The 13,456-nt window shown below is 72.0% G+C and carries 6 protein-coding genes; 5 read left to right on the top strand and 1 reads right to left on the bottom strand.

Features of this window, described 5'->3' with window-relative positions; translation table 11 throughout:
• Position 1: 1 nt before the first annotated feature.
• A complete protein-coding gene (locus tag Q7X29_RS07980) occupies positions 2–217 on the top strand; it encodes a phosphopantetheine-binding protein (RefSeq protein WP_218720943.1) in 216 nt (71 codons plus the stop codon).
• 40 nt (positions 218–257) lie between these two features.
• Here the strand turns inward: Q7X29_RS07980 and Q7X29_RS07975 are convergent, their stop codons facing one another.
• On the bottom strand, positions 258–1,916 hold the full coding sequence (locus tag Q7X29_RS07975) for a (2,3-dihydroxybenzoyl)adenylate synthase (RefSeq protein WP_316573715.1): 1,659 nt from the start codon (positions 1,914–1,916) through the stop codon (positions 258–260).
• 87 nt (positions 1,917–2,003) lie between these two features.
• Between Q7X29_RS07975 and Q7X29_RS07970 the strand changes: the two genes are divergently transcribed.
• The 4 genes from Q7X29_RS07970 to Q7X29_RS07955 all read left to right on the top strand — a co-directional run bounded on the left by Q7X29_RS07970 (position 2,004) and on the right by Q7X29_RS07955 (position 13,445).
• Positions 2,004–2,846, top strand: a complete 843-nt coding sequence (locus tag Q7X29_RS07970) for an SDR family oxidoreductase (protein ID WP_316573660.1) — start codon at positions 2,004–2,006, stop codon at positions 2,844–2,846.
• Positions 2,843–3,991 carry an isochorismate synthase gene (locus tag Q7X29_RS07965; protein WP_316573659.1) on the top strand — a complete coding sequence of 383 codons (1,149 nt, stop codon included), beginning with the start codon at positions 2,843–2,845 and terminating at the stop codon, positions 3,989–3,991. The genes Q7X29_RS07970 and Q7X29_RS07965 overlap by 4 nt, the downstream gene beginning before the upstream one ends.
• Before the next feature lie 29 nt (positions 3,992–4,020).
• Complete coding sequence (locus Q7X29_RS07960) at positions 4,021–4,677, top strand: isochorismatase family protein (RefSeq protein WP_218720939.1); 657 nt, start codon at positions 4,021–4,023, stop codon at positions 4,675–4,677.
• Positions 4,678–4,841: 164 nt separating this feature from the next.
• The gene (locus tag Q7X29_RS07955) at positions 4,842–13,445 is read left to right on the top strand and encodes a non-ribosomal peptide synthetase (RefSeq protein ID WP_316573658.1); all 8,604 of its coding nucleotides are present in this window, start codon (positions 4,842–4,844) and stop codon (positions 13,443–13,445) included.
• The last annotated feature ends 11 nt before the right edge of the window (positions 13,446–13,456 follow it).

The raw sequence follows: 13,456 nt of genomic DNA, 5'->3' as shown, positions 1-13,456 counted from the left end.
CATGACCGACGAACAGGTGATCGGTGACGTGGCCACCGCGCTGGGTATCGAGCCCGCCGAGCTGACCACGGAGACCGATCTGCTCGATGCCGGGCTCGATTCGGTGCGCATCATGGCGCTGGTGGAGAAATGGCGGTCGGCTGGACATGCGGAGATCGACTTCCCCACGCTCGCGGGCGATCCCGTCCTCGGGTCCTGGATCGAACTGCTGGCCTGAGCCGAGGGGTGGCGTGCCGGGCACGCCACCCCGGGCCGGTTCAGTTCCCGTGCGCGCCGTCGGCCAGCAATCGCCGCAGCTCCTTGCGGCTGGTCTTGCCGACGCCCGTCTCGGGGAACCGGTCGACCACGACCACCGCGTCGGGCATCTTCCAGGCCGCGACCCCGCGACCCCGCACGAACGAGCGCACCGAGGTGAGAGTGAGCCGCCGTGCCGGGTCGACGGGCTGGACGAACGCGCAGATGCGCTGGCCGAGAACGGGATCGGGCGTGCCGACGATCACCGCCTCGCGCACGTCGGGGTGCTCGAGCAGGTGCGCCTCGAGTTCCTCCGCCGACACCTTCTCCCCGCCGCGGTTCACCCAGTCACCGGCGCGGCCCGCGACCACCAGATTGCCGTCGGGCCGCACCGAGACGATATCGCCGGTGCGATACCAGCCCTCGGCGGTGAAGCTGCGCGCGTCGGCCTCGGGATTGTTGTAGTAGCCGCGAATCGTGTACGGGCCCTGGGTGATCAGATTGCCCTGGGCGCCCGGCGCCACCTCGGCGCCGTCGTCGTCGACGACCGCGATCCGATCGAACTCCGACATCGGCCGCCCCTGGGTGCTCACCACCACCTCGATCGGATCGTCGAGCCGGGTGTAGCAGACCAGGCCCTCGGCCATCCCGAACACCTGCTGCAGGGTGACGCCGAGCGCGGGCCCGATCCGGCGGGCCAATTCCTCCTGACAGCGGGCGCCGCCCACCTGGAGTACCCGCAGGCTGGACAGATCCGGCGTATCGCCCGCCTCGGCGCGCTCGGTCCACAGCCGGGCCAGCGGCGGGACCAGGCCGGTGATGGTGACGCCGAACCGCTCGATCAGCGGGAACGCCGTCGCCGGGGTGGGGTCCGGTGTCATCGCGACGGTGCCGCCCGCCCACAGCGCCCCGAGAATGCCCGGCGAGCTCATCGGGAAGTTGTGTGCCACCGGCAGAGTGGCGAGATAGACCGTGTCGCTGTCGAGTTCGCAGATCTCGGCGCTGCGCCGGACGCTGTAGAGGTAGTCGTCGTGGGTGCGGGCGATGAGCTTCGGAATCCCGGTGCTGCCGCCGGAGAGTTGCAGGAACGCAACCGAACTCGCCGAGACGCGCGGCAATTCGGTGGGCGTGTCGCGGAAGTCGGCGAGATCGTGGACACCCTCGCCCCGCACCGGCCCGGTTTCGTCGCATACGAGCAGCACGTGCCGCAGGCTCGGCACCTCCGCGCGCACCGACTCCGCCAGCGCCGCGTAGTCGAAGCGCTGGTGGGTCGCGCAGGTGATCATGGCGCGCGCCCGCGCCGCCCTGGCGATCGGCACCAGTTCGGCGCCGCGATGGGCGGGCAGGCAGAACACCGGCAGCGCGCCCAGTTCGAACAGCGCGAAGATCACCTCGACGAATTCGGCGCGGTTGGGCAGCTGGACCAGCACCCGGTCGCCCGGCGTCAGCCCGAGGCGGGCCAAACCGGTCGCCAGGGCGCCCGCGCGGTGCGCGAGCTCGGCGTAGGTCCAGCGGTTCGCGGCGTCGACGACGGCGATCCGGTCGGGGGTCGCGGCCGCGCGTGCGGCGAGCAGATCGCCGAATGTCTCACCGGCCCAAAGGTTCTGCTCTCGATAGCGTTGCGCCTGTTCAGGCGGCCACGGAGTGAATCCGGGGAGTACGGGAGCGGTCAAGTCGAGCACCTCTTTCCAGCGGATCTGCGGAACTGCCCGTCGGATGTTCTGAGGGAAGGTAACCATCCGACGTCCGATTCAGGTTAGGCTAACCTCATGTCTAAGGGCTATTCCACGGGGCAGACCGTTGTCGTGACCGGCGCGGCCGGGGGGATCGGCGCCGCGATCGCCGCCAGGTTCGCCGCCGAGGCGCGAGTGCTGTCGCTGTGGGACCGCGAGAGCGCGGTGCACGCCGTCGCCGCCGACCTCGCCCAGCGCGCCGTCGACCGCGCCGTCGCGGCTGGGCGTGACAAAGCTTGGGACGCGGCCGAATCCGTGCACGGCGTCGAAGTCGATGTCTGCGATGCCGAGGCCGTGCGGACCGCGTTCGACCGATTCGGCGCCGCGCACGGGCCCGCCGACGTGGTCGTGCACGCGGCGGGAGTCATGGTCGGCGGCAACGCGCTCGAACTCGACGCCGCCGAGTGGACCCGCTGCCTGACCGTCAACGCCACCGGCACCATGCTGGTCACCCAGCGCGCCGCCACCGAGATGGTCGCGGCCGGGCGCGGCTCGATCGTCGTGGTCTCCTCCAACGCCGCCGCCATGCCCCGGGTGAACATGGCCGCCTACGGCGCGGCGAAGGCGGCCGCGACGGCCTACACGAAAGCCCTGGCCCTACAGGTCGCCCCGCTGGGCGTGCGGGTCAATCTCGTCTCCCCCGGCTCCACCGACACCGCCATGCTGCGCGAGATGTTCGGCGGCGATCGGATCGACGCGGCCGCCGAGACCGCGCTGCTCGACGGCGACCCGACCGTCTACCGGCTGGGTATCCCGTTGCGCCGCATCGCCGCTCCCGCGGATATCGCCGAAACCGTCTACTTCCTGGCGTCCGAGGGCGCCCGCCACATCACCATGCATGACCTGCGGGTCGACGGTGGCGCAACGCTCGACATGTGACCGAAAGGGTGATCACCATCAGTACCGACAGTTCAGACCCCGCTTTCGTGCTGTCCCGTCCACGGCGGACCGTGTCCGCGTCCGGGGGCGCGACGATCTTCCGTTCGGCGCACGACGCGGTCACCGCCCTGCGCAGTGGGCGGATCAGCCATATCGTGGGCGCCCTGCCGTTCACCCCCGGCGCACCCACGGCGCTGTGGGCGCCGGAGTCGGTGCGCGTCGTCGAGGCACCGCACACGCCCGACCCGCGCACCACGGTCCCCCACTTCGAGATCGATGCCGCAGTGCCCGACCCGGAGGAACATCAGCGGCGGGTCGCCCGCGCCGTCGAGCTCCTCGGCGATCCGGCACATCCGATCCGGAAGGTGGTGCTGGCCAGGGCTATTCGCGCGGTATCGGCGCGACCCGTCCGCCCGCACGACATCCTGGACCTGATGGTGGGCTCGGATCCGCTGTCCAACGGCTTCCTGGTCGACCTCTCCGCCGCCGGCGGCCGCCATCTCGGCCGCCATCTCGTCGGTTCCAGCCCGGAGATCCTGGCCCGCCGCAGCGGCCACCAGGTGCTGAGTCATCCGCTGGCCGGTTCCGCGCGCCGGGTGGCCGACGACGCCGCGGCCGATCGGGCCGCCGCCGACGCGCTGCTGGCCTCGGCCAAGGACCACACCGAGCACCGCTACGTCGTCGATCAGGTCTCGGCCGTGCTCAGCGACCGCTGCGCCGAAGTGCGCACGCCCGCACCGGAACTCACCCAGACCCCCGCCATGTGGCACCTCGGTACGCCGATCTCGGCGACGGTCCCGCCGGCCGGTCCCTCCGCGCTCGAGCTGGCGGCGGCCCTGCACCCCACCCCCGCGATCTGCGGCACGCCCACCGGCGCGGCCGCGCGGCTCATCGCCGAACTCGAGGGCGAGCGCGGCTTCTACGCGGGCGCGGTCGGCTGGTGCGATGCCGACGGCAACGGTGAGTGGATGGTGAGCATCCGCTGCGCCGAGCTGTCCGCCGACGGCACCACGCTGCTCGCGCACGCGGGCGGCGGCATCGTCGCCGAATCCGATCCAGCCGCCGAACTGGCCGAGACCACCGGCAAGTTCCAGCGCATCCTCGGTCCGCTCGGTATCGCGGATCTGCCCGTCACCGTCGGCTGAGGCCGACTTCCCCCGAACGAGAGACCGCTATGCCTATCCCCCCGATCGCGCCCTATCCGATGCCGGGCGCCGACGAGGTCCCCGCCGGCCAGGTCGACTGGACCGCCGAGCCCGGGCGCTGCGCGCTGCTGATCCACGACATGCAGCAGTATTTCCTCGACGCCTACGACGTGCACCGCGATCCCGCCCGCACCCTGATCGCGAACATCGCCCTGCTGCGCGACCGTTGCCACGAGCTGGGCATCCCGGTGATCTACACGATGCAACCCGGCAACCAGCATCCCTCCCGGCGTGGCATCCTCGCCGACTTCTGGGGCAGCGGCATGGCCGAGGGGGCCGACACCCACGTCATCAATGCCATCGCCCCGGAACCGCAGGACATCCAGGTCACCAAGTGGCGGTATTCGGCGTTCCAGCGCACCGACCTGCGCGAGCTGCTCGGCTACTACCAGCGCGATCAGCTCCTGGTCACCGGCGTCTACACCCACATGGGCTGCATGCTCAGTGCCGCCGAGGCCTTCATGAGCGACGTGCGCCCGTTCCTCGTCCACGACGCGACCGCGGACTTCAGCCGCGACGAGCACGTGATGGCGCTCAACTACGTCGCGCGGCGATGCGGGGCGGTCACCGGCACCGCGGAGCTGCTGCGTCACCTCGATCCGGCCCGGATCGAAGCAGACGCCTGACCAGGCGTCGCGTCATCGGTACCGCGCCGGATGCGGTGACGCGGGCCACATTCCGCCATTAGAAATAAACTTAGGCTAACCTACCTTTGCCGCGTCCCGCTGCGCTCTTCGCCAGCCGGGATCGCCTGCGCGCGGGGGTCGAGAACGTTGATGAAGGAGTCGTTGTGAGCTCGGTGGAACGGGACGACGTAAGCGCCGAAACTCCCGGATTACCGCTCACCGGAGCGCAACTGGGCATCTGGAACGCCCAGCGCCTGGATCCCGACTCGCTCAGCTACCTGGTCGGCGAGGTACTCGAGATCGCCGGACCCGAGCCACTCGATGTCGCTTTGCTGGACACCGCGATTCGCCGCACCATCGCCGAAACCGACACCATGCGACTGCGATTCGCCGACACCCCGGACGGCCCGCGCCAGCGGATCACCGAGCACGAACCCGAACTGCGTCCGCTCGTCGACCTGCGTGGCGAGGCCGACCCGATCGCGGCCGCGCACCGGCTGGTCGCGGCCGAACGCGAACGCTCGGCCACCTATTGCCGCGCCATGGTCGACCGGCAGCTCTACACCTACACGCTGCTGCGCCTCACCGACACCGAGGTGTGGTGCATCCAGCTCTACCACCACCTGATCATCGACGGCTACAGCGCGGCCATGGTCTCGCGCCGGGTCGCCGCCCACTACACCGCGCTGCGTCGCGGCGGTGACGTGCCGCGCCTGCGGTGGGGCTCGATCGAGACGCTGGTGGCCGAGGACCTGGAATACCGGGCGAGCCAGGCACATCAGCACGATCGCGACTACTGGCGCGACCGGCTGACCCCGCTGCCGCCGCTGGACGGTCGCGGCCGCGCGCCCGAGGGCGTGGTCGAGCGGACCCACCTGGCCCGCGCCGTCCTCGACGCCGACCTGGTGGCCCGCATCAAGGAGGCGGCCACCGCCGCCGGTATCACCTGGGCCGATGTGCTCGTCGCCGGCTACGTCGGGTTCGTGCACCGGCTGCTCGGCGAGACCGATGTCGTCATCGCCCTGCCGGTGATGGCGCGGGTCGGCAAGACCGCCCTCACCACCCCGTCCATGGCGGTCAACGTACTGCCGCTGCGGATCGCGGTTTCCAGCCAGGATCGCCTAGGCGACCTGGGTAAGCGGGTGGCCGACGCGCTGCGGGAGATGCGCGCGCACCAGCGGTTCCGCGGTGAGGACCTGGCTCGCGAATTCGGCGGCGCCCAGACCGGCGCGCTGCTGCACGGCATCGGCATCAACCTCAAGGCGTTCGACTTCGCGCTCGACTTCGACGGCGCCACCGGCACCTTGCGCAATGTCGCCGGTGGCCCGCCGGAGGACCTGGGCCTGACCGTCACCCCGCTGTCGGAGGACCGGATCCAGCTCGGCTTCGAGGTCGACGCCCGCTCGCTCGACGCCACCACGGCCCGGCGGCGGATGGCCGCGCTGGTCACGCTGATCACCGCACTGGTCGACGGAGCGGACACCCCGATCGGCGCGATCACCCTGTACCGGAACGAGATCAGTGACGGCATCGCTGTCGAGCGTGCCGGCGCCGCGCTGCCCGGCCACGCGGTGGACACGGTGGAGGTCTTCGACCGCATGGTCGCGGCGCGCGGAGACGACATCGTGCTCGTCGCCGGCGCCCACCGGCTCACCGCCGCCGACCTGGGCGCCCGCGTGCACCGGCTGGCCCGATACCTGCGCGGCCTCGGCGTCGGCCCCGAGGACATCGTCGGGATCGCGCTCCCGCGCACCGTGGACCTGGTCGTCGCGCTGCTCGCGGTCCGGCACGCGGGCGCGGCCTACCTCGTCCTCGACATCGGGCACCCCGCGCAGCGCCTCGCCGACATCGTCGACGACGCCGCGCCGGTGCTGATCCTGACCGACGACGCGGTCGCGACGACGGTGTTCGCCGATCGGTCCGACGCCCCGCTCCCGATCACCGACGCGGCATCGGCCGAACGAGCGACCCACGACGCCGTGTGCGGTCTGATCCGACTCTCGGACAGCGGCATTCGCGAGGCCGTCGCCGGGCTCGCCGACGGTCCGCTGACCACCGCGGAGCTCGCCGCGCCGCGCTCGCCCGCGCATCTGGCCTACGTCGTGTACACCTCGGGGTCCACCGGCAAGCCCAAGGGCGTGCAGATCTCCTGCGGTGCGATGGCCCAGCTGCTGCACCACCATCGGTCGACCGTCTACGCCGAGGCCGCCCAACGCGCGGGCGGGCGCCGGCTGCACGTCGCGCACACCTACTCGTTCGCCTTCGACGCGGCGCTGGACCAGCTGTTGTGGCTGTGGTGCGGGCACCGAGTGCACCTGTACGACACCGAGATCCAGAAAGACGCGGCCGCGCAGGTCGCCGCGTTCGGCGCCGATCGCATCGACGTCGTCGACACCACCCCGTCGATGGCGACCGCCCTGATCGACAACGGGCTGCTCGCCGGCGCGCACCGTCCCGGGCTGCTGCTGCTCGGCGGCGAGGCGACCCCGCCCGCGCTGTGGTCGATCATCGTCGCCTCGGGGGTGGCCGCCCGCAACATGTACGGGCCGACCGAGGCCACGGTCGACGCGCTCAGTGCCCCGGTGACCGGCGCGCTGCCGCATGTCGGCGGGCCGCTCGACGGCACCCGCGCCTATCTGCTCGACGGTGCGCTGCACCTGGTCCCCGACGGCGAGATCGGCGAGTTGTATTTGGCGGGGCCGCAATTGGCGCGCGGCTATCTCGGCCGGGTCGAGGTGACGGCGGAGCGGTTCGTCGCCGATCCGTTCGTGGCCGGCGAGCGCATGTACCGCACCGGCGACCGGGCGCGCTGGCTCCCCGGCCGCGGCTACGACTATCTCGGCCGTGCCGACGCGCAGATCAAGGTCCGTGGCTACCGCGTGGAACTGGGCGAGGTCGAGGCCGCGCTCGGCGCGCTGCCCGGCGTGGCCGCCGCGGCCGCCACCGTGCGCACGTCCGGCGACAGCACGCGGCTGGTGGGCTACCTGGTCCCCGAGGCCGGGCGCGCGCTCGACGGCGATCAGCTGCGGCACCGGCTCACCACGCTGGTCCCCGACCATCTGGTGCCCTCGGCGCTCGTGGTGCTCGACGCCCTGCCCACCACCGTGAACGGCAAGCTCGATCGCGCGGCGCTGCCCGCGCCCCAGCTGACCTCCACCGGGCGACCGGCCCGCACCGAGCAGGAGCGGGCGCTGTGCGGCGTGGTGGCCGAGGTGCTCGGCATGGTCCAGGTCAACGCCACCGACGACTTCTTCGGGCTCGGCGGCGACAGCATCACCGCGATCGGCGTGAGCAGTCGGCTGCGCGCCCTCGGCTGGGCAGTCCCGCCGAAAACACTGCTGGCCCAGCGTGATCTGGCCACGATCGCCGCCACGGCCCTGGTGAGCGACCAGCACGCCGACGCCCCGGTCCCGGACGAGGCGACCGGCCCCGTTCCGATCACCCCTATGGTGGCCGCGCTGCTCGCGGCGAACCCCGATCGCGCCGCGGTGGCCGGCTACGCCCAGTGGACCGCCCTGACCCTGCTCGAGGACCTCACCCTCGACCACCTGACCGCCGGCCTCCAGGCCCTGCTCGACCGCCACGACGCCCTACGCCTGATCCTCGGCGAATCGGACCGGCTCGAGGTCGCCGGTGTCGGCACTGTCCGCGCATCGGAGCTGGTCAGCGAGCTGTTCTATGACCGGCTCCACCCCGCAGGCGCGAAGGCCGCGACACCGCACAGCGACGTGGACGCGCTGGTCGAGTCGGTGGCGACCACACTGTCGGGGGAACTCGATCCCGCCGCCGGTGTCGAGATCCGCGCCGCGGTGGTGCGCACCGCGCCGGGAACCGCCGACCGGCTGGTCCTGGTCGCCAACCACCTGGTGGTGGACGGGGTTTCGTGGCGCATTCTGGTGCCCGAACTGTACGAGGCGTGTGCGGCGGCGCGCGAGGACCGTCCGGCGCGGATGTCGGCGAAGAGCAGTTCGTGGCGGCGCTACGCCACATTGCTCGCCGAGTCCGGCGCCGCGGGCGCGCACCGCCCGGAACTGGCGCACTGGGAGCGCGCGCTCGGTGACGACACCGTCGCGACATTGGGCGCACGCGCGCTCGACCACACGGTGGACCGCGTCGAGAGCGCCCAGCGGACGAGAACTTTCGCCGCTGCCGAGGTCTCCGAGGCGCTGCTGACCACGCTGCCCAGCGCCTATCGGGCCAAGACCGACGACGTGCTGCTCGCCGCGCTCGTGCTGGCGCTCAACGCCTGGCGGCACGAGCGAGGCGAAGCCCTCGAGTCCGGCAGGCCCGTCACGGTCGAGGGACACGGGCGCGAAGCCCCGCGTGCCGATACCGATGTCGCCGGCACCATCGGCTGGTTCACCACCGAGTTCCCGGTGTGGACACCCGCCACCGGGATCGACGACCCGGACGGGCTGGCCGACGCCCTGGCAGGCGGCGCGGCGGCCGGACGGCTGCTGCGCGCGGTCAAAGAGGCCAAGCGGGCCGTCCCCGGCAACGGTGTGGGCTACGGCGTGCTGCGCTGGCTCGACCCGGAAACCGTGCCGCGACTCGCCGGGCGGCGCGCACCCGAGGTGCTGCTGAACTATCTCGGGCGCTTCGGGGGCGGGGGCACCGCAGGCTGGCGGCTGCCCGACCACGACGCGTTCGCGGTGACGGAACCGCCGGAAAAGGCGCTCACGGAAGTACTTTCGCTCAACGTCTTCGTACACGAACCCCCCGCCGCGCAGCCGGGTAGCGCCCGGCTGGCGGTGGAGTGGACCTCGGCGAGCCGAATTCTCGGCGCGGATCAGGTCGCCGACATCCAGCGGCACTTCGACCGCGCGCTGGCGGCGTTCGCCGCGCACACGGTGCTGTTCCCCGGCGGGCTCACGCCGTCGGACGCCCCCGGCCTCGCCGTCACCCAGGAGACGATCGATGCGCTCGAGACCGCGCACGGTCCGCTGGCCGAGCTGCTGCCGCTGTCCCCCTTGCAGGAAGGGCTGCTGTTCCACGCGATTCGCGACGGAGCCGACGACGTCTACGCGCTGAGCGCCCGCGTCGACCTGCACGGTCCGCTGGACGGCGCGCGGCTGTCGGCCGCGTTCGACACCGTCGTCGGCCGCCATCCCACCATGGCCGCCGCCTTCCACTACGCGGGCTTGGACCAGCCCGTGCAGGCCGTCCCGCGTGCGGTCGGCATGCCGTGGCGGGAGATCGATCTGTCCCGGTTGCCGCTGCCCACGGCGCGAGCCGCCGCCGACCGGCTGGAAGCCGAAGCGACCCGGCACCGCTTCCCGGTGGACCGGTCGCCGATGTTGCGCGCCACGCTGATCCGGATGCCCGGTGACGCGCACCGGCTGGTCCTCAACACCCATCATCTGGTGATCGACGGCTGGTCCACCCCGATCGTCCTGCGCGAGGTGCTCGCCGCCTACCACGGCGACGACCTGCCCGCACCCGCCTCCTACCGCGACTATCTGGCCTGGCTCGGCACCCGCGACCGCGCGGCGGTCCGCGCGGCCTGGTCGGCGCGGCTGGCCGGACTCGCCGGACCCACGCTGGTGCGCACCGACACCGGCCGCGCACGCGAGTTCCGGCAGTGGCAGGTGCCGCTGCCCGCATCGCTGTCCACGGCACTGGCCGAGCTGGGCCGCCGCCGCGGCCTGACGATGAGCACCCTGGTCCAGGGCACCTGGGCACTGATCCTGGCCGCGCTCACCGGACGCGCCGACGTCGTGTTCGGCGCGACCGTCTCCGGCAGACCCGCCGAACTGCCCGGCGTGGCCGGCATCGTCGGCCTGTTCGCCAACACCGTGCCGGTGCGCTGCGCCGTGGACCCCGAGCGCGCGCTGCTCGCGCAGCTGGCCGAGCTCCAGGACAACCAGTTCGCCATGCAGGAATTCGACTACGCGGGCCTGGCGGAGATCGAACGGATCGCGGGCCTCGGGACATTGTTCGACACCCTGGTCGCCTTCGAGAACTTCCCGGATTCCGGTGCCGGGCAGCCGGAGTCGCACGAGCTGCGCCGCGGCGAATTCCACAACCACGGCAACACGCACTATCCGCTGACCTTGATCGCCCCGCCGGGCGATCAGCTGACGCTGGTGATCTGGTACGACCGCGCCGCCGTCCACGACAGCACGCTCGCCCGGATCACCGAGCGGATCACCGAGATCCTGACCGCGGTCATCGCCGACACCGACCTGCGTCCCGCGATGTTCCTCGCACCGCTCACACCCGTGCCGGTCGCGACGGCATCGACCGCCGCCGTCGCACAGCCCACCGGCGAACAGCCGGTCCCCCACGGCGACACGCTCGCCGTCTGGGGAACGCCCGTCGATCCGGCGGCCCCCGCGATCACCGCGCAGGACGTCACCCTCGACTTCGGCGAATTCGATGCCAGGGTGAATCGTCTTGCCCGGTGGCTCGTCTCGCGCGGCGTCGGTCCCGAGACCGTGGTCGCCGTCGCCATGCCACGCTCCATCGATTCGGTCGTCACGGCGCACGCGATCTGCCGGGCCGGTGGCGTGTACCTGCCGGTGGACCCGGAACAGCCCGCACAGCGCGTCGAGCAGATCCTCGCCACGGCCGCGCCCGCCATGGTGCTGCGCTCGCTGGACCAGGCCGACAGCAGCGGATTCGCCGACGCGGCGCTCACCGACGCCGACCGGCGCGCGCCGCTGCGCCCGGCCAATACCGCCTGCCTGCTGTTCACCTCCGGCTCCACCGGGGTGCCCAAGGGCGTGAGCCTGTCGCACGCCTCGATCATCTCCACCTTCGAGTGGCTGCACCGCGAACGCCGGTTCGGGCCGGGCGACACCATGCTCTACCGCACGCCGCCGATCTTCGACGCCTCGCTCCTGGAGATGTTCCTGCCGCTGTGCGTCGGCGCGCGGATCGTGCTGGCCCGGCCGGGCGGGCACCGCGATCCCTACTACCAGGCGCGGCTCATGAGCACCGAGCGCGTGACCGCGATGTGGATGACGACCTCCCTGCTGACCGTGCTCGCCGAGGAGGCCGACCTCTCGGGCTGCACGGACCTGCGCTGTGTCCTCACCGGCGGTGAGGTGCTGCCGCCCGCGACCGCGCAGCGCATGCGCGCGCTGACCGGCACCGCCGTGTACAACTTCTACGGTCCCACCGAGGCCGCGATCGGCTTCACCTTCCACCAGACCGTCGACGCCGACACGACCTCGGTGCCGGTCGGCGCGCCCGCCGATCCGATCCGCATTCTCGACGACCGGCTGCGGCCGGTGCCCGAGGGGACCGTCGGCGAGCTCTACCTGACCGGCGTCCGGCTGGCGCGCGGCTACCTGGCCCGTCCCGACCTGAGCGCGGCCGCCTTCGTGGCCGACCCGTACGGGACGGGCGAAAGGATGTACCGCACCGGCGATCTCGTGCGAAGGAACCCGCGCGGTGAGCTCGAGTACGTCGGCCGCACCGACAGCCAGGTGAAGTTGCGCGGCCAGCGCGTCGAACTGGGCGATATCGAATCCGCCCTGCTCACCTGTGCCGGAGTGGCCCACGCGGTGGTGCTGCTGCGCGAGGACACCCCGGGTGACCAGCGCCTGGTCGCCTACCTCATCGCCGAGTCCGGGACCGTACTCGACACCGACGCGGTGCGCGAGCAGCTGCGAACAGCGCTGCCCGCGTACATGATTCCCGCCGCTTTCCTGGTGCTCGATCACATCCCGCGCACCGCGACCGAGAAGATCGCCCGGCAGGAACTGCCCGCGCCGGAATCCGTCCGGCCCGGGGCGGTCCCCGCGCACACACCCGCCACGGCGACCACAGTCCCGGCGCCGACCGAACCCGGCCTGCTCGACGCGATCCGTCAGGCCATGGCCGCGGTCCTGTCGATCGACGAGATCGGCGCGGACGACGACTTCTTCGATCAGGGCGGGCACTCGCTGCTCGCGGTGCGGCTGATCGGCCGGTTGACCCGGGCCGACCTGCCCGCCGTCCTCGACGACGTCTTCAGCGCTCCCACACCACGTGCGCTCGCGGCCCGGATCGGCGCGGTCGATCCCACCGCGGCGCGCCCGGCGGACGGTCTCGCCAGTCTGGGCAGCCGCCTCGATCCGGTGCTGGAGCTGCGCGCCGAGGGATCGGCCCCACCGCTGTTCTGCATCCACCAAATCGGCGGCACCGCCTGGAAGTACGCGCCGCTGGCCCGGCTGCTGCGGGCCGACCGGCCGATCATCGGTGTGCAGATGCCCCAGCTCACCGAGCCGGACAGGCGGACGCCCACGCTCGACGATCTGGCCCGGTTCTACCTCGACGCCGTGCGCCGCATCCAGCCGCGAGGCCCGTACCACCTGCTCGGCTACTCGCTGGGCGGCAACCTGGCCCACGCGATGGCGGCCATCCTGGAGGCCGAGGGCGAGCAGGTCGGCTTCGTTGGTCTGCTGGACTCGCATCCGCTGTCGAACCTGACCGATCGGGCCGCCGCGACCCTGGCCGACCCCTCCGGCATGGACGCGCTGCTGCCCGAAATCGCGGAGTACGCACCGGAATTGGCGGAAGTGGTGCGCAACGCGGCGACCGAGCTGCTGCGCATGGTCACCGAGTCCGCGTCACCGCGCTATCGCGGCCCGATGGCCCTGTACTGCGCGGACAACGGCCTGGAACCCGAACGCGTGCACGCCCAGCTCACCGGGTGGCAGGCCGCGGGCGCGCACCTGGTGGTCCGGCGACTTCCCTACACGCACAACGAGATCGCGATGCCGACCGGCTGGACCGAGGTCGCCGCGCTGCTCGACGTGGATCCCGCGATCCGCACCTGACCTTCCACTGG

The sequence above is a fragment of the Nocardia canadensis genome, assembly GCF_032656385.1.
Taxonomy (GTDB): domain Bacteria; phylum Actinomycetota; class Actinomycetes; order Mycobacteriales; family Mycobacteriaceae; genus Nocardia; species Nocardia canadensis.
This window is presented reverse-complemented; position numbering and strand designations above follow the sequence as displayed.

Bases quoted from the DNA above. Each gene is read 5' to 3' on its own strand.
- Q7X29_RS07980 (WP_218720943.1), top strand. From the start codon at position 2: ATGACCGACGAACAGGTGATCGGTGACGTGGCCACCGCGCTGGGTATC.
- Q7X29_RS07960 (WP_218720939.1), top strand. From the start codon at position 4,021: ATGCCTATCCCCCCGATCGCGCCCTATCCGATGCCGGGCGCCGACGAG.
- Q7X29_RS07970 (WP_316573660.1), top strand. From the start codon at position 2,004: ATGTCTAAGGGCTATTCCACGGGGCAGACCGTTGTCGTGACCGGCGCG.